This is a genomic window from Wolbachia endosymbiont of Listronotus oregonensis (genome assembly GCF_031205055.1).
Taxonomy (GTDB): Bacteria; Pseudomonadota; Alphaproteobacteria; order Rickettsiales; family Anaplasmataceae; genus Wolbachia.
Genome location: NZ_CP102118.1, coordinates 260,568 through 278,180 on the forward strand (window position 1 = coordinate 260,568; position 17,613 = coordinate 278,180).

The 17,613-nt window shown below is 34.7% G+C and carries 17 protein-coding genes and 4 pseudogenes; 14 read left to right on the forward strand and 7 right to left on the reverse strand.

The window, feature by feature from the left end:
• Nucleotides 1-390: 390 nt before the first annotated feature.
• Complete coding sequence (locus NMD99_RS01355) at nt 391-1,713, reverse strand: ankyrin repeat domain-containing protein (protein ID WP_309166427.1); 1,323 nt, start codon at nt 1,711-1,713, stop codon at nt 391-393.
• A gap of 115 nt (nt 1,714-1,828) precedes the next feature.
• On the opposite strand from NMD99_RS01355, the pseudogene glpX reads away from it, so the two are divergent.
• Nucleotides 1,829-2,745, forward strand: a pseudogene (gene glpX, locus NMD99_RS01360) (class II fructose-bisphosphatase).
• A gap of 181 nt (nt 2,746-2,926) precedes the next feature.
• On the opposite strand, the gene NMD99_RS01365 reads toward glpX, so the two are convergent.
• The gene (locus tag NMD99_RS01365; RefSeq protein WP_253309092.1) at nt 2,927-3,427 is read right to left on the reverse strand and encodes a hypothetical protein; all 501 of its coding nucleotides are present in this window, start codon (nt 3,425-3,427) and stop codon (nt 2,927-2,929) included.
• Nucleotides 3,428-3,613: 186 nt separating this feature from the next.
• Between NMD99_RS01365 and NMD99_RS01370 the strand changes: the two genes are divergently transcribed.
• The 4 genes and pseudogenes from NMD99_RS01370 to NMD99_RS01385 all read left to right on the forward strand — a co-directional run.
• A complete protein-coding gene (locus NMD99_RS01370; protein WP_309166428.1) occupies nt 3,614-3,811 on the forward strand; it encodes a hypothetical protein in 198 nt (65 codons plus the stop codon).
• A gap of 160 nt (nt 3,812-3,971) precedes the next feature.
• Nucleotides 3,972-4,250, forward strand: coding sequence for a hypothetical protein (locus NMD99_RS01375; protein ID WP_264377970.1), 279 nt, complete (start codon nt 3,972-3,974; stop codon nt 4,248-4,250).
• Complete coding sequence (ltrA, locus tag NMD99_RS01380) at nt 4,247-5,794, forward strand: group II intron reverse transcriptase/maturase (RefSeq protein WP_309165860.1); 1,548 nt, start codon at nt 4,247-4,249, stop codon at nt 5,792-5,794. Before NMD99_RS01375 ends, ltrA begins: the two co-directional genes overlap by 4 nt.
• Nucleotides 5,791-5,877: pseudogene (locus NMD99_RS01385) on the forward strand (Rpn family recombination-promoting nuclease/putative transposase); the annotation flags it as partial. The gene ltrA and the pseudogene NMD99_RS01385, both read left to right, overlap by 4 nt.
• Before the next feature lie 7 nt (nt 5,878-5,884).
• Here the strand turns inward: NMD99_RS01385 and NMD99_RS01390 are convergent.
• Nucleotides 5,885-7,351 (reverse strand): IS4 family transposase, encoded by a 1,467-nt coding sequence (locus NMD99_RS01390; protein WP_309166915.1) that lies wholly within the window; start codon nt 7,349-7,351, stop codon nt 5,885-5,887.
• 142 nt (nt 7,352-7,493) lie between these two features.
• Here NMD99_RS01390 and NMD99_RS01395 point away from each other — a divergent pair.
• The 8 genes and pseudogenes from NMD99_RS01395 to NMD99_RS01430 form a co-directional block, all read left to right on the forward strand.
• Nucleotides 7,494-8,123 (forward strand): annotated as a pseudogene (locus NMD99_RS01395) (Rpn family recombination-promoting nuclease/putative transposase); the annotation flags it as partial.
• Nucleotides 8,124-8,256: 133 nt separating this feature from the next.
• Nucleotides 8,257-8,550, forward strand: coding sequence for a phage tail assembly protein (locus NMD99_RS01400; protein ID WP_309166430.1), 294 nt, complete (start codon nt 8,257-8,259; stop codon nt 8,548-8,550).
• A 72-nt stretch (nt 8,551-8,622) separates the two neighbouring features.
• Nucleotides 8,623-10,908, forward strand: a complete 2,286-nt coding sequence (locus NMD99_RS01405) for a phage tail tape measure protein (protein ID WP_309166432.1) — start codon at nt 8,623-8,625, stop codon at nt 10,906-10,908.
• Entirely contained in the window at nt 10,908-11,246 is a 339-nt protein-coding gene (locus NMD99_RS01410) for a phage tail protein (protein WP_309166435.1), read from the forward strand. The genes NMD99_RS01405 and NMD99_RS01410 overlap by 1 nt, the downstream gene beginning before the upstream one ends.
• Nucleotides 11,243-11,452, forward strand: coding sequence for a tail protein X (locus NMD99_RS01415; RefSeq protein WP_373457550.1), 210 nt, complete (start codon nt 11,243-11,245; stop codon nt 11,450-11,452). The genes NMD99_RS01410 and NMD99_RS01415 overlap by 4 nt, the downstream gene beginning before the upstream one ends.
• On the forward strand, nt 11,449-12,246 hold the full coding sequence (locus NMD99_RS01420; RefSeq protein WP_309166439.1) for a phage late control D family protein: 798 nt from the start codon (nt 11,449-11,451) through the stop codon (nt 12,244-12,246). The genes NMD99_RS01415 and NMD99_RS01420 overlap by 4 nt, the downstream gene beginning before the upstream one ends.
• 204 nt (nt 12,247-12,450) lie before the next feature.
• Entirely contained in the window at nt 12,451-12,996 is a 546-nt protein-coding gene (locus NMD99_RS01425; protein ID WP_309166441.1) for an ankyrin repeat domain-containing protein, read from the forward strand.
• Between the two features lie 67 nt (nt 12,997-13,063).
• Nucleotides 13,064-13,282 (forward strand): hypothetical protein, encoded by a 219-nt coding sequence (locus NMD99_RS01430; RefSeq protein WP_264329735.1) that lies wholly within the window; start codon nt 13,064-13,066, stop codon nt 13,280-13,282.
• Here the strand turns inward: NMD99_RS01430 and NMD99_RS01435 are convergent, their stop codons facing one another.
• Nucleotides 13,283-13,804 carry a phospholipase D family nuclease gene (locus NMD99_RS01435; protein ID WP_264329736.1) on the reverse strand — a complete coding sequence of 174 codons (522 nt, stop codon included), beginning with the start codon at nt 13,802-13,804 and terminating at the stop codon, nt 13,283-13,285. It lies immediately after the preceding gene.
• On the opposite strand from NMD99_RS01435, the gene NMD99_RS01440 reads away from it, so the two are divergent.
• Nucleotides 13,803-14,723, forward strand: coding sequence for a patatin-like phospholipase family protein (locus tag NMD99_RS01440; protein WP_309166445.1), 921 nt, complete (start codon nt 13,803-13,805; stop codon nt 14,721-14,723). The genes NMD99_RS01435 and NMD99_RS01440 overlap by 2 nt on opposite strands.
• Before the next feature lie 115 nt (nt 14,724-14,838).
• Here the strand turns inward: NMD99_RS01440 and wmk (NMD99_RS01445) are convergent, their stop codons facing one another.
• From wmk (NMD99_RS01445) to NMD99_RS01455, 3 genes and pseudogenes are all read right to left on the reverse strand, one after another.
• The gene (wmk, locus tag NMD99_RS01445) at nt 14,839-15,816 is read right to left on the reverse strand and encodes a WO male-killing family protein Wmk (protein ID WP_309166447.1); all 978 of its coding nucleotides are present in this window, start codon (nt 15,814-15,816) and stop codon (nt 14,839-14,841) included.
• A gap of 46 nt (nt 15,817-15,862) precedes the next feature.
• A complete protein-coding gene (gene wmk / locus NMD99_RS01450) occupies nt 15,863-16,765 on the reverse strand; it encodes a WO male-killing family protein Wmk (protein ID WP_309166450.1) in 903 nt (300 codons plus the stop codon).
• 100 nt (nt 16,766-16,865) lie between these two features.
• A pseudogene (locus NMD99_RS01455) lies at nt 16,866-17,594 on the reverse strand (hypothetical protein); the annotation flags it as partial.
• Nucleotides 17,595-17,613: the final 19 nt, after the last annotated feature.

Below are 17,613 nucleotides of genomic sequence, written 5' to 3' on the forward strand. Positions count from 1 at the left end.
TATAGAACGCCAATTTGCAGGATTAGAGAGTGACAACTAGCTAACACGGGATTTCTTTTACCTTTTTTTCTGCTTAGTAAATTTCTTAAACATTTAAACTAAGGTGAGTTGCATTTAAAAGCAGCTGAGTCGCGGTTATTAGACGTTTAAAACATAAAAAAACGCCAATGTTTTTAAATAGATATTAACCGGGGTTTCTTTTGCCTTTCTTTTCATTTGGTAAATTTCTTAAATGTTTATGGTTAAAAGAGCCCAAGAGAGGTGTCATCCAAGTAGCTGACACTGGAATCTAGTCTTTATTATGCAGCCACTTATTTAAAGTTAAGTTTTCTGGATCCAAGTAGTCAGGGCACTGGGATGACATCCTGCTTGGCAAAGATTTCTCTTAAATCACCCCTTTTGTATACCTGAACTCACGTGTTCAACTTTATTTTTTTCCATTTCTCTATAGCTTGGTAATGTAGAATTTTTTACATGTAATCCGATATATGTTGCAACCAAAGCAGCTATAACACCACAAACCACCGCACCAGCCACAGATGGAACCATCACAGCAGCAGCAATGAATAACCCTGTAACAACAACTCCAACAACATCTTTTGTTAATGAGGTATAAAAATTTTCCTTGCTTTCTTTATATTTAGTTTCTTTTTCATTTGGCACAGAAAATTGAGCATCTACGAAGCCGTTAGCTTTATTATCATTATTTGGTGTGGCAGTTTGGTCAGTCCTTGTTGATACAGGCGTTTTATTTTCGTTATTATGATTTAGCTGGCCATTTGGTGTATTTACAGGTCTACTACCAATGTTCCCATTACTGCTGCAAGGTTTTGCTCCGTTTTTTTCTACATTAGGTGTTTCTGGTACAATAAAGTTTAAAAGCACCTGAGTAATTTCTTTTTGTCTATTATTTATAGCCAACTCTACAGCTGCTCGTCTGCTTTCATCATTTACATAACCTAAAAATACCCCAACTTCTTGGACATTACCTTGAACAATAGCAAGACGCAGAGCGTTAAATTTTTCTTCTTCATTAAATTTGCCACTATTCAAAAGTATCTTTACAACGTCAGCTTGTTTTTTTATTGCGGCATGATCTAATAAAGTATAAGCCGTATCTTGAATACCATTGACTTTAATGTCTGAATTTGTGAGCAATCCAACAACCCTTAGGAATATACTGCGATCGCCGGTAATACTAGGCCCTTCTGAACGAACAGCATAATAAAGCAAAGTCCAACCATCCTGGTTTGTTATTTTTATATCTATTTTCTCTTTTTTAAGCTTCTCACCAAATTCCTGAGCAGTTATACTAGGGTTATTAGTTACAATTTCCTTTATCTTGTTGTATGACGTAGCAAATTGACTACCTCTGGAGTTATTAGAATCTGCTGCATTGCTGCCTGCTCCATTTTCTTCTACATCAGGTTCTCTTTCCTCATTTACCTCTGTAGTTATCTGTTCTTGTTGAGGAATCTTGAACCCATTTCTAAGAAAAAGATCCTTAACGCGTGGGTTGTTATGTTCGGTTGCATGTTTTAGAAGTAAGTCTCCTAATAAATTGTCTCCTTCACACTTATCTTGAAAATTAACTTCTTTCCACTTTGGTTCCTTTTGCAAATCTTTAAGACTAGCAATTCCCTTATCATCATATTTTACAATTGTAGCTATCTTTCGATACAACTCTCTAATATCATCATTACTATATGCCATAACTAAACCTACTACTATATGTTAGTTTATTATAGCAACTTTCCCACAACCAGTCAAGACATATTGCAGTTTCAAGTAGCATGATATATATTGAATATAGTTCTTAAAGCAAATGATGGAAGATTTAGCCTATAAATTAGTTAAAGTGACCGAAGCTGCAGCACTTGCTGCATATAAACTAGCAGGCTTCGGCGATGAAAAAAAGGCTGATCAGGTTGCAGTTGATGCAATGCGTACAGTATTAAATTCAATGGAAATAAATGGTACTATCGTAATTGGTGAAGGTGAGAGAGATTCAGCACCAATGCTGTATATTGGCGAGAAGGTTGGCACTGGAAATGGTCCTGAAATCGACATTGCTGTTGACCCACTTGAGGGCACCACAATCTGCGCTCACCATAAACAAGGGGCAATGTCCGTTCTTGCTGCAACGAAAAAGGTAATTTTTTACATGCACCTGATGTTTATATGGAAAAGATAGCAGTAGGAAAAAATCTCCCAGAGGGTGTAGTCTCACTAAAAAATAGCATTGAAAAGAATCTAGACAATTTAGCCAAGGCAAAAGGATGTAAAGTAAATGATCTTACAGTAACTATACTTAATCGTGAAAGGCATGATGAATTAATAGTGAAAATCAGGGAGTTAGGAGCAAAAGTTAAACTAATAGATGATGGTGATGTTGCGGCCGTAGTTTCACTAGTAAATGGCAATCACGATATGTATATCGGAATAGGAGGGGCACCAGAAGGGGTGCTTGCGGCTGCAGCGCTGAGTTCAATCGGTGGACAGATGGAGGGAAGATTAATATTTGACACAGATCAGTTAAGAGAAAGAGCAAAAAATTTAAATATTGATGACCCAGAAAAAATCTACACCATAAAAGATATGACAAGAGGTGAATCAGTGTTTATTGCAACTGGAGTAACAAGCGGAGAACTTGTGGATGGAGTTGAATTGAATCATAATACCTATTCAACTAATTCTTTAATAATTCTACCTAACAAGCTGATAAAGGTGCAAGTTATAAGTTAGGTTAATTATTTTTCAATATATGATGTAAGAGTTAAAGGGAGTGTTAAAATGTTAGATTCATTTTCTCAAGAGAAACTAATTGTACAAGAAGTTCCTCAAGGCGGACATAAAAAGAAGGCTGAACCCTTTTCAAAACCTTCTATCTATTGTTTCTTAAACCACTCTGCTGAACGGAGACAGTTTAGGCTGTTATGCCTGGCGGCTTTGTTGGAATAAGTTTTTCAACATTGCTAACAATAAAATTGATTGTATCGTCAGCTACCTTATCGAATTTATCATTTATCTCTTTTCCTATTTTTTCATTTTTAACATATTCGTGTAGAGCTAAAGCAGTTATAGCTGCACATGCTGCAATTAAGCCAGTTTTTGCTATAATGAGCATTGATAATCCTCCTGCAAATATAAATGTTAATCCAATAGCTAGGTTTATAATTTTACTTTGTGTTGTTTGTTGTGCTGCCTGATTCTGATCTACTTTTTCTTTTTCAAGAGCGTTTGATATTGTTTTTGAGAAAATTTTTACCGCGATTGTTGCAATTGCGATCATAGCTAATCCTATGGCTATTTTTGCTAAGAGAAAAAATGATGGGAACACCATCGCAAAGAATAGTAAGCCAGCTCCTACAATTAGTAACTTATTTTTAGGTTGGATTTCATTTGATATAATAAACCTCCATTTCATAACTGCCGGAGTATACCTAATATAAAATACGGAGATAGTCAACATATTTTATGAAAGGGCGCGTTAAAAGTTTTTTTCATGTTGTTCTTCGCCGCCTCGTGGTTAAATTTGGAATTTTAGAAAGAGTTACGTATTATTTGAAATTCTTGTATACTGTTTTGAATCAGTTAAATAGATAATGAAGTGGTGCGACCTGAAAGTCTTCGGTCATATTGTTTAAAAGGAGAGGAATTCATTCAGAAAGAAACTGAAAGGATTCTAAAACTTATTAAACCAGATGTTTTGCCATCTGAGTCTACGCATCAGTGCGAATCGGGCAACCGGTTGGTGACAAGCGATGCGGACAATGAACCTCCTCTTGAAAAAGAAGATGCTCAATCGTGAGAGGAGCATAAACTACAAGCATCATGTGGTTGGAGGGCTAGGCTAGTGGTATGGTGAACGTAAGTGAAGCTTCATAAGTATCGTAATGATTAAGGAGCTAAAGATGCTGATAAGCTCTGACCAAAAGGTAATGTGGATAAGTTACATTTTTCATTTCTAGATGTACGCAAATAATAACTCCACCGGTATAGAGAAGTCACCTAACCTACTATTGTATGACAGAAGGAACAGGGTAAACCTGTATTTTTGCCTACATGGCAAGCAAACCGCAAGGAATGCTGATGAAAGTGCAGGTAAAGGAGAATGGAGAAAGCGAATGCCATTTTGTAACGAAATGGATAGAATTTGTAACATTAATTCGCGTGAAAACGAGCAGACTTCCATTTGGTCCCTCGTGACAAGAAACTTTGTTAACCACTTAAGGGAGGAAAGCAGATGATTACAGATAAAACTGTAAGTGCACCTACCGACAACTCCGAAGCATGGAAACAATTGCCATGGAGGAAGTGCCAAAAAGTTGTTATAAGGCTACAAAGACGTATTGTTAAGGCTGTCCAACAGGGAAGATGGGGTAAGGTAAAAGCTTTACAGCGTCTTCTCACACGCTCCTTTAGCAGCAAAGCTTTAGCTGTTAAAAGAGTAACTGAAAACCAAGGAAAAAACACGGCAGGTGTAGATCGTCAACTGTGGTTAACTTGCAATGCTAAATTTCAAGGAATAAAGCAGTTAAAGCAAAGAGGATATAAACCTTCTCCGCTAAAACGGATTTATATCAGTAAATCTAATGGCAAAAGAAGACCTCTTGGAATACCAACGATAAAAGATAGAGCCATGCAAGCATTATATCTGTTTGCCCTGGAGCCAGTATCTGAAACGATCAGCGACCGTCACTCCTATGGCTTTAGACCTAAAAGATCCTGCGTGGATGCTATTGCTGCTTGTCACTTATTACTGGCAAGACGCAATCGACCACAATGGATACTAGAAGGTGATATCAAAGGGTGCTTTGACAACATTAACCATGAATGGCTTATGAAGCATATTCCTATGGAGAAGAAAATTCTGCATAGTTGGTTAAAGGCTGGTTTCCTAGAGTCAAAAACCTTGTATCCCACAACTGCTGGCACTCCGCAAGGAGGTATAATTTCTCCAATACTAGCTAACTTTACCTTAGATGGTCTTGAACAGTTATTAGAAAGTCGCTTTGGTAAATTAGGTAGCAAAAGAAGAGGAAAAATCAGAAGTGGAGTGAATGTAATCAGGTATGCAGATGACTTTATTATTTCAGGTTTTACACATGAACTACTGGAAAATGAAGTTAAGCCATTAGTATCATCTTTCCTTCATGAGAGAGGTCTAGCTCTGTCAGAAGAGAAGACAAAGATTACATTTATTACAACAGGGTTTGACTTTCTTGGTTGTAATGTACGTAGATATAATAAGAAGTTAATTATTAAACCTTCGAAAGAAAGTATTAAAAAACTTCTTAATAAAGCACGTACATTGATAAAAGCAAATATAGCGAACACTCAGGCTATAGTAATTAAGTCACTTAACTCTCTACTGAGAGGATGGGGAAATTACTATCACCATGTGTGTGCTAAAAAAGCGTTTAGAAAAATCGACAATGAAATTTGGCATAGTTTATGGAAATGGGCAAAGAAAAGACATCCTCGTAAAGGATTACGTTGGATAAAGAATCGTTACTTCAAAGTAATGGGTCAACGACAATGGGTTTTTGCTGCACCCATATGCAAGAACAAACCAAAAGAGATACGGTATTTAAGACTGCTTAAGCTGATTGATATACCTATCAGACGACATGTTAAAATCAGAGCGGATGCAAATCCCCTTGACTTAAAATGGAAAAAGTATTTTGATGAGAGAGTGAAACGAACAAGAATGTTAGCAAGCTCCTTTTCAAGAGAAGGTTCTCTACTGTTAGTGTCACCACTAAAGTTGATGTATTCTGAGGATTTATGAAAGACAAGCCGGTTCGAGAAAAGAAGAACTTAGATAAGGGGCTCAAGCGTAGTGTGGGGAAACCTGCATGCTGCGTTTCTAAGCTTACTATTACCCACAAATATAAAGTTCGTGAGCAAGTCTCCATCCTTCTGCTAAATCAAAGAGACGTTTCCATCCCTTCCATAAAGCTATAGGGCCTGGTTCTAAGTCATTTTTGCGAGCTAAAAACCCTCCTAATTTTGCTACCCACCTCACGATTTCTCTTATAGGTGGTGGGGTCTCAGGATAGTTTTTTGTCTTAAGCATTTTGGTATACAAAACCTTCCATTCATCATCAGTTAGTATGGTAGTGCAAGGAAGATTTGGATTTGTTCTAGCTACCAATGTGATAAAAAATATCCTCCATGCAATTATACTCATAATTGTAAGAAAGCGGATCAATCTATCTGCTGTTTGTAGCCTGCATTCTTCAACTTTAAGACCAGATTTCAAAATTTTATGAAAAACCTCTATTCTCCATCTTAAGCAATACCATTGTATTTTTTCTACTGCTTCTTCAAAATTATTAATATTTATATTTGTCAACAAAACCCAGTTCATAGGCTCTTCACCAAATGGTGGGTATTTTTCTATAACATAAACAGCATGTAAATTTAAATTAGGAAGTTTTTGGATTTTACGTCTAGCGTTATTTTTTGATGCATTCATCACAAAGTTACTAAACTTTACTTCTAAAACTGCTGTTCTTTGAGGTTTATCATTGCGAGCAGGAATATTCACTTGAATTTCTCCTTGACAAGACAGGCGATTCATCAAATCCCACAATCTTTCACCACCTTTTTCAGAATAAGTTGATTTCTTGTTTACTGTTCTGTTTTGATTTCCTCTTACTACAAAAAGAGATTGATTAGTGGAAGCAACTTCAAATAAATCATAAATATCTGCTTCTCTATCACAAACGGTAACTACCTTAACATCTTTTAATCCAGGATGTTTAGTAGAGTCTTTAAGTGATTCTATCCACCGTATGCTTTCTTTCTCTTCTATGGGAAGAGCGGTATTATGGCATCTTTTTTTCAACTCTTTTAGATCTTCAGCTAAGGGAGGTCTAGTACTAATTTTTTGACCCAATAACTCTATAGGTAATCCTTCTGTTGTAACTGCAAATGTTGTATGCGTCACTAATCCATGGGTTTTAAAATTAGTTGTTTCAGATTTTAACCTTGCTGCTATAATCCCTAATCCTTTGGTCTTTTTATGATTTTTATATGAAATATAACTCGTATCTTGGATAGCTAAAATAGTTGAATATTCTTTAGCTCTTTCAACAGTTTTAATTATATGACTGTATAATATCTTTCTTTCAGAAACGGCATCATTTTGGAAAAATCTATAAGCTGCTTTACTTTGATGCCAATCTTCACAAGCTTGATTTATTGAACGTTCAGGCGATTCAGCAAGACTATTAACTATTTTTAAAAGCCTCCTACTTAATCTTATATCACCAAAATCAACAATTCCAAATTCACTTTCTGCCCATTCACCAGTTGAGGTGCTTATATTTCCTTTCATAATATATTCCATTTTTAGACCATAGATCTATTTATAGTAGAAAGTTAAATTAGTAAAATAGCAGCTTTTCATCATTTATAGATTTATGGGTAATAGTAAGGTTTCTAAGGGAGGGAGTAGTAGTAATACTGCTTCCTTACCTGACCAGCTCGCTAAAACTAAGGGCTTTGAAAAACGTGCACAATACTATGCTGCCAAAGCTTATTCAAGACAGGCTGATAAAGGTGATCAATACCATGACCTTAAGGAAATTATCTTTATTGCTATAGCAGATTGTATTTTATTCCCTGATAAGTCTGAGTACAAATCAAAGCATACTATTCGCGATGAAGATACTAATGAACATGATCTAAAAGATTTTTACTTTATATTTATTGAGTTGCCTAAATTTCCAAAAACCAAAGAAGATCAGCTTTCAAGTATTGTTGAAAAATGGGTCTACTTCTTTAGATATGCAGATGAAACTAGTGAAGAAGAGCTAGAGAGAATAATAGGAAGTGATCTAATAATTAAAAGAGCGTATGAAGAACTAAATAGGTTCAACTGGTCTGAAGAAGAATTTATAGCCTATGAACAAGAGATAAAGCGTATTCGTGATGAACAAGCTGTTCTTGCTCAAAAACTTGATGATGCCAAAAAAGAAGGAAAGATTGAAGGAAAGATTGAAGTTGCAAAAGCGATGTTGACTAATAATGTTGATATTAGCACTATTGTCAAGTGTACAGGTCTTTCTGTCGATGAAGTTCAAGAATTAATTCAAGTTGAGGAAAAATAAACCCTACTATCATCTTTATATTGAGAAATTTAGTATGAAGGATCGTTAATCAAACACAAAAACTATAGTAAAAAAAATTAGTTATATAAAAGCCGATATAGACTTTTATTTAATTAACTTTTTCAGGAGAAGTATGCAAGCTATAACACTTAATAACCCAATAACAGTTGATGGAATTTCTGTCTCAGAACTTACCGTTAGACGTCCAAAAGTTAGAGATTATCTAGCTATTGAGAGACTTAATGGTAGTGATCTAAGTAAGGAAGTAACTTTGACTGCCAATTTGACATCAGTTGCAAAAGAAGCAATTGAAGAGTTAGATATTGCTGATTATGTGAAAATTCAAGAGGTATTAAAGGATTTTTTTCACCGATTATCCAAAAAATTTGAGGTCAGAAGTAATCGAGCTCAGTTCTATTATTGGTAGTGGAATTGAGCCTTTGCTTGATATGGAAATTAATGAATTTATTCTATGGAATGAAGCAGCGAGGAAGGTACAATGTCAACGTTATCTATAAAAATAGGAGCTGTTTTAGATGGCAGTTTTAATACTGTAATAAGGGGCAGTAGTAGTCAACTTACTCATCTTGATGAGAATATAAGAAAGCTTGATTCATCTTTAAAATCAGTATCAAAGTTTAAGCAGTTGGGTAGTGATGTTTTAACTAGCAGAAGGTCATGGAAAGGTTTTGAGGATCAGGTAAAATCTTTAGCTAAACAAATGAAAGCAATAGAGAAACCAAGCAAAACTTTAAAAGCTGAGTTTGATAAAGCTAAGTCTTCTGCAACAAAAGCAAAAGAAGCATATTTGAAAAAGAGAGATGCTTTGCATTCATTTAATGAAGAAGTAAGGAAAAGTGGAAGAAATATTAAGTCATTAGTAAGTGATCAATATAAACTTGGTTCTTCTATTGAAGTGCTAAAAGGTAAGTATGGTAAGCTTGGGTCTGCAATACGTAGTCACCAAAGTTTTTTAGCAAGCAAAGCACATTTTAAGTCACAAATTATAGAGACTATTGGGCTAGGGCTAACGCTTGCAGCTCCAGTTAAAGTTGCGATTGACTTTGAAAGTGCTATGGCTGATATTAAAAAAGTAGTAAAGTTTGACGATGAAACAAGAGAAGTTGACAAATTTGCGCAGAAACTAAAGGAGATGTCACGTACTATACCATTATCGGCAGCAGAGTTAGCACAAATAGCTGCAAGTGGTGGTCAACTTGGTATTGACAAAAATGATCTTATGAAGTTTACAACAGTAGTTGCCAAAATGACCACAGCGTTTGATATGTCGGCAGAAGAAGCTGGTAATGCTATTGCAAAAATATCCAATGTCTATGGAATTAAAGTTGATGGCATGGAAAATGTAGGTAACATAATAAACCATCTTTCAGATAATACTGCTGCCAAAGCTAAGGAAATGGTTTTTACACTGAATAGAATTGGTGGTAATGCTAAACAGTTTGGTTTAGAAATTGATCAAGCAAGTAGCTTAGCAAGTGCATTCATAAGTTTAGGTAAACAACCTGAAAAAGCAGCAACTGCTATAAATAACTTTCTTAGTAAATTACAGACCGCAAGAGAGCAAAGTCCTGAATTTCACGATGCATTAGATGAGATGGGAACAAGTATAGAAGAGCTCGAACAAACTATTAAAAAAAATCCTCAAGAGGCAATATTGCAATTCCTTGAAACTTTAAAAAGAATAGACGATCAAGAGCGTGCCGGTATTCTTATGAATCTATTTGGTGCTGGGTTTCAAGATGACATTGCTCTTTTAGTAGGAAGCTTAGACATTTACAAGAAAGCTATTGAACATTTAGCTGATAAAGAAAAATATAACGCTTCAATGCAGGACGAATTTAACAATCGGGCAAATACTACAGCTAATAAATTACAATTACTTAAAAATGCAGTATTTGAAGCTGGCATGAATCTAGGGTCAGTAATGTTGCCTACTTTAAATTATGTAGCTGGAAGTTTGAAAGCAATAACAGAGCGTATAGCTTCTTTTGCAGAAAAATATCCAACTTTAACTACGGCAATCATGAGTACTTTAGCAGCTTTGATAAGTTTGAAAGTCTTAGTAGTGGGAGTAGGCTACGGAATTACTTTATTAGGAAGTACAATTTTTGGTCTTAAAGCAACGATATTGGCAACATTTTCATTTTTATCAGCTATAGTTTTTCCTGCAGTAGTAACAGGACTAAGAGCAATAACACTCGCTGTAATGACTAACCCAATTGGACTTTTAATAGCGAGTCTTGTTGCTGGTGCAGCTTATGTTCTAACTAACTGGCAAAAAGTGAAAGACTTTTTCTCTAGCTTTTGGAAATCACTCATTGAACCTATAGGAAAAGCTTTTTCATGGATGGGAAATACAGTTAGTAGCATATTTGCTGAGAATAGCCCGATTAGAAAATTTGAAAATAATGGAAATTTTGTTAATAAGCTTTCTAAAAATAGCATTTTCAGTAACGGAAACCCATTGACAAGTAATAGTGCTATTAAACAATTTTCAGAAAATAGTAAAGGCAATTTTGAGAGTTTTAAAGTTAAAGGTGTTATAGAAGAAAAAAGAGCTATAGAACAAGAAGAAGTTGAGAAAGCATTCAAGAAAAGTAGATGTGAAAATAGTGAATCGAAAGTATATAACCAAGCATTCTATCAAACGTTTAATATCAACATTAAATCTGAAGATGTGCGCAGCGTTGCTGATGCAGTAATAGAACGATTTAGAGAACAAGCACGTGGGGCACTTTTTGATATAGTTGAAGAGTTACATTGATGTTGCTTGGAAAATGTAAGCTTGAACCAATAAGCCTAAGATACAGTAAAGAAAAAAGGTGGTATACAATTGAATGTATTGAAAAAACGTTGCTACAAAACATTGGCTCAGGAATTGAATGTATTGATCTGACAGGAGTGATTTATCCACATTATCAGAGTAATGGCTTAGAACAGCTAAAAAATATACGTGATACTCAAGTTCTGGTTGATAATTCAGGAAATATACTTGGGAATTTTGTCATTACTAATATAGAAGAAAAACAGATATTATTTTTTCCTGATGGAAAACCAAGAAAAGTTGAGTTTATTTTGAAGTTAAAAAGTTACAGCAAGTGATTTATTATTACACTAAAGAAAACGAAATGTTAGATCAAATTTGCTGGAAACATTATGGATACAGTAGTGGAGCAGTGGAGGAAGTATTGCTTGAAAATCCAGGCCTTGCAGAACATGGAAGTTTTTTGCCCGCTGGATTAAGAATTAAGCTTCCTAAAATTCAAAAAATACCGAAAGAATCTGTTATAAACATTTTAGATGAATGACACCAGATTTTGATATAGTAGCAAAAAATAACCCAGTAACAGAGGTTTTAAAAAAGAGTTTAATATTACTACGTGTCACTGATGGATCAGGTACTACAAGTGACGAAGCTGAGATATGTATTAATTATAGCTCTAGCGCTTTAGAACTTAAGGGTAATTTACAGGTTTTTCTAGGATATAAAGAAACAGGTTTATTACCTATGGGGGTATATAAGGCAAATCAAATTACAATACAAAGTCCACCACAAACTTTAAGAATAAAATGTGACGCTGCAAGTTTAAGAGGATCATTAAAGGAAAGAAAATCAAAGGAATGGAAAGACATTACCTTGGGAGATTTGATTAAAGAAATAGCACAAGAACATGGGTATGAAGGTAAAGTCGCTGAAAGATTTGAAAATATATTTATACCACATATCATCCAAGCAGAAGAAAGCGACATGAGTTTTTTGGAAGGATTAGGCAAAAAATATGATGCACTAGTAAAACCAGCAGGAGGATATATAATTTTTATTCCGAAGGGAGAAGCAAGATCAGCGACTGGAAAGATGTTAGGTACAACAGTACTTACACCTAAAGATATTATAAATTGGGAGGTAAATTTTAATGTGCGTAACAAATATGGATCTGTTATTGCAAAATGGCATAGTTATGAAAAGGGAGAAACTATAGAAGAGAAAGTGGGAAATGAGGGCCCAAGTTATACCTTGCAAACGCTTTACTCTACCGCAGAATCAGCAATTAGTGCAGCAGCAGCCAAGTTAAAACAACTAAACGTAGTACATCAAGTTTAAATGTAACTGTTCCTGGTAATCCAGAATTATTTGCAGAAGCTAAGATCAGCCTTTCAGGATTTTGTCAGGAAATTGAAGGTGAATGGGTAATTAGCAAGGCAGAACATATTCTAAATAATAGAGGATATCAAACTATAGTAGAGGCAACAGTGAGCAAAGCTGTTTAAGTGAAACTTAAGCAAATGGTCATTTAATTCTAAAAAAATGTTAGACATGAACAAAATAAGTAAGAACATAAAGAATAAGATAAATTTTCTATGGCTGATGATAACAATTATATGTGTTGTTATTACATGCTGCTATACAAAGAGTAAAGCTGTGGGTAATTATAAAGCAATACTACAAATTGCCTCTAAGAACTGCAGTTTGGCAGTTACAGAATTTTCAGTAAAAAACCTATTAGATATTAACACACAAATTCCTATGATGAGAGCTTTGCATTATTCATCTAGTTCAGGGTGTCTGCAAGTTGTAAAGTTTCTTGTAGAGGAAGGAGCTGATATAAGTGCCACAGGTGGATATATGGGATGGACAGCCTTGCATCATGCTGCAGATAAAGGCCATTTAGAGGTTGTTAAGCTTTTATTAGACAAAGGTGCAGATCCCACTGCTACAGCTAAAGATGGAAGAAGACCTAGAAATATGGCTGTAGTGGAATCAAGACACAATAAAGATAAACCTTACAGGGAAATCATTAAGCTACTTGCAGAAGCAGAGGACCGATACGAATCAACAAAAAGTAATCACTAAAGCTGTAAGTTTTCTATAATCTGTATATAAACTTCTAAAACTATCCATAATAGATTAATACCTTCACATGCAAAATCAAAAAATCCCAATTACAGTAATTATCACGTTATTAATACAAACAGTAGCATTCATATGGTGGTTATCCAAGCTAGACTCAAGGGTACAATTTCACGATAAACTTATTGAATATGGTTTAATGGAAAAAGTGTTAGTACTTGAGGAAAGGGTAAAAAATCTTTCTGAAGAACTGGATGATTTTAAAACTAGCAACTTAAAATGCGGGTAATCAATTTTCTATTAATAGCGTATAAGGCTTAGATTGCGATTGACGATCTCTCCAATTTTCAACGTATTGTTCAACTAGTGGAGAATCTCCTGTTATGATGAGTAGGTTTTCAGCATTTTTTTGCTGAGCTGCATCTGAAAAGTTAAATGATCCAGTTATGACTTTTTGATCATCAATAATAATTACCTTGCTATGAGCAATAGCGGGTTTAAAATCAATCCATATCGGGATTTTGTGCTCAAATAATTCGTTAATTACACTATGTTTTGAACTAGTTTGTGATTCATCGAGGATAACCTTAATATCAACACCACGTTCCTTAGCTTCGATTAGCGACTTTGCAATAGATTTAGAAGTAAATGAATATGCTTGAACCAACAGAGACCCTTTAGCATGCTCTACGGAATCAATTATTAGATTGGTGCAATTTTCTCTAGGAGTGAAACATACAGTAGTACTTGGACAAGAAACACAACCTGATAAAAGAGAACAAGTTAATAAAACCAATAAATATCTAAACATGACTAAATATATCCTTTCAGTAGATGGCGGAGGCATAAGGGGCATAATACCAGCCATTATTCTCGCAGAAATAGAGCAAAGGACAAGGAAACCGATAGCTGAAATCTTTGATCTTATGGCAGGTACTTCAACTGGTGGAATTGTTGTAGCAGGGTTATGCAAGAAAGATCAACAAGGAAATCCCCAATATTCAGCTAGTGATTTAGTCGAGCTTTACCAAGAATACGGGTCATATATTTTTAAATCTTCATTTTTGAGAAGATCAATATTTTCCTGGCTAAATTGTGCACAGTATTCATGCAAAAATATTGAATATGTTCTGAATAGATATTTTGGTGATTCTACTCTTGCAGATGCAACAAATAATTTAATGCTTACAAGCTACGATATTAAGAACAATGCTCCTTTTTTCTTCAAAAGCTGGAAAGAGGATAGAAATTTTATCAAATTGAAAGATGCATTACGAGCTACAACTGCAGCACCTACTTACTTTGCACCTAAATATCTTAAAATCAACCAAAAGGAAATGGTATTAGTGGATGGAGGGGTGTTTGCAAATAATCCAGCGGCATGTGCATACGCAAACAGTAAAAAACTTTTCCCTAATGAAGAGATCATTCTGGTGTCAATTGGCACAGGTCGGCTATCTAATCGAATCAAGTACAGGAAATTAGGGAAAATAGCTTGGATAAAGCCGTTACTAGATGTGATGTTTGCTTCGAGCCTTGATGTAGTAAATTATCAGATGAGTAATGTAATGGACGACAAGTATATAAGAATACAATCACACCTGACAATGGCGTCTGCTGAGATGGATAATGTAACACCTAAAAATATTAAATTTCTACAGAAGGAGGCAAATGCAATGATAGAGGATAATCAAAAAGTAGTCGATAAATTCTGTGATATTGTATCTTGATACGTCAAATTCTGCAGAGCTAAACAAGGGTTTGGAATAGATGTATTAAATATATAACTATTTTTACTTATATCTTAATATATTATTTTTTACTCCTAACTGTTTTTAACACAATTCAATTTTCACACTCATCAGCAGTTAGGCCACTTGCTCGCACAATAATATCAATAGCAACACCTTCCTTAACTAGATCTTTTGCAATCTTGATTTTCTCTGCTTTTTTAACCTTTTCTTTACCAGTTTGCATTCCTTCAGATAAAGATCTAGCTACCGTATCCAGTAATTCTTGATCCTCAATTTTTTCGCATTTACCTATAAACCTAAAAACTGGCTCATTTTCATATTCTGTTAGTCCAAGAGCTTTAATGTTAACTGATAATGTCTTTGCTATCTTATATAATATTTCAATTGGAATGTCTGTATATCCTCGTTCATAGTCGTGTATTTCTTTAGGTGTTGAACCGATTTTATTTGCCAAGTCCTCCTGAGTGTATTCCCGTATTAATCTCTGCTCTTTTATCCTTTTCCCCACTTTGTAGAGTATAGAATCAGTACAAATTTCTTTCTCTATATCATCATATTCGTAAGTAGATAAGCGAGTCACTTGGGAAATAATATCAACTGAAACTCCTTCTTTCACTAGATTCTTTGCTACTTCTATTTTCGCTTCTTCTTGGCTAATTTTCTCGCTAATATATACAAACCTTACTAATGGATACAGCTTCTTGTGTAATTCCTGATCCTTAATTTCTCTATGTATTTTTGTTAGATAGACTATTTCTTTATCCTCATCTTCATACCAACTGTTTTCTCTTAGTACTGTTGGTCCTGGAAGTAGATCTATAACATTGACTGACAATGCTCCTGCTATTATATACGATTCTTTGATTGTAATAGCCTTGCACCCTAGTTCAAAGTTATGTATTTCCTTATGTGTTAAACCAATTTTTCTTGCTAATTTTGCCTGAGTATACCCTTGTACTATCCTACAACCTTCTATTTTTTTCCCCAGCTCGTAGCTTACTGAGCCAATATGCTCTGAATTATCATAGATAAATCCTCTAAAAGCTGTTTTTCCTACAGAAGCAAACATATATTCTATCACAAAAAAATCCACTATTGGCTAAGTTTTTATGAAATCACAAAAATTTCTCAATCATATAATTTGATAAGCCTGTCGTTTGCAAGATAATATCAACAGAAATTCCTTCTTTCACTAAATTCCTTGCAACTTCAATCTTCTTTTCCTCTCTGACCTTTTCTCTATAAACATGTATACCTTCAAATAAAGACTTGATTAGCATATCGCGTAATTCCCGGCTCTCAATCTTTTTGTATTCTTCTATCAAATTTGATAGCTTTTCTTCCGCTTCTTCATCTGATTCGGGAAGCAGATCTATGATGCTGATTGATAATACCTTTGCTATTTCATCTAACATTTCAAGTGAGACAGCAGCTCTCCCTTGTTCATACTCGTATATTCCTTGATTTGTTATGCCAACTTTATTCGCTAAATCTTTTTGTGTATATCCTCGTATCAATCTCCACTCTTTTATCCTTTGCCCTACTTTGTATGGAACCGAAATTTTGTTCTCCTCATACTCACCAATAGATAGGTTAGTTGTTCGAGAGATAACATGAGCAGAAACTCCTACTTTCATCAAACCCCTTGCTACTTCTATTTTTACCGCTTTTCTGCTTCTTTCCTCGCTCAAACGAATAAATTTGGTTAATAAATAAAATACCTCGCTTAATTCTTCATCCTTATACCCCTTTACTAAATTTAATATTTCTTCATCTTCAAAATATCTTTTTTCATTTGGTAGTGTCTCTCCACAAACTAGACCTTTAACATTCACTGATAATGCTTCTGCTATGGCATATAACTTCTTAATTGGAATTTTACGACTCCCTTTTTCATATTGCAGTATTGCCCAGTACTTTACACCAACCTTCTCCGCTAAATCCTTTTGAGTATACCCTCTCTCTAACCTCCAACTTTTCACTTTTTGCCCTACTTCACAGTCTAGACTTTTTTCCATACAAAGAACCATACATATAATATTTTCTACTATAGCTCAAAGGCTCCAGATATAACGGTAAGAAAAAACCTCTGGAACCTTAAAGTTGGATGTAGACGCATTAAAGTTCTCTAAAGGTTTCTTTACTACCTTCACGTATTCTATTTACCCACGGAGACAATACTTCATTATTGCTAACCTCTTTTATAGCATACTTTTCACTCCATATGCCACATCTAGTGAAATTACCTTTCTCTACTGCTTCTTGAAGTTTCACTCCTCCAAAAAGGCAGTTTTTTCCTATTTCTTCGCCTCTTTTTTGTAACTCAGCCCACATTTCTTTGTTTTCTACTCTCACTTGTACTTGATCATATTTTTTTACATCGTGGTACAATATAATATTTAGCTGACCAATGCTTGTAGGAAATTCTAATATAATAGAGCTTTCATCTGACATATCGATATAGTTTCTTATACCTCCCTTCTCACTTTTAACCTCAACTGCATCATTGCCAATTTTTAAAATATTACTTCCTAACTCTCTCAGTATTTTGGCTACTTCTATCTTACTATTTTCAGAGAACTCTATATACGATGTTGTATTGTCTATCTCAATATCTATTAATTCTCCTTCTTGAAGAGCACTTTCTCCAGCTTTCTCTAGTTCTTCTAGTCTCTCATCTATCTGTGGCTGAACTTCTGGCTGTAGCTCATTATAGATTTCACCTATCAATTTATTCTCCAATAAAGTATCATGAAACTCTGCACCGCTTAGCATTAATTTACGTATTAGCTTTTTACGATCAACCTTATCAAATTTATGAAAATGTGTACCTAATACTACATACTCTTATATGTTAAAAACAAGT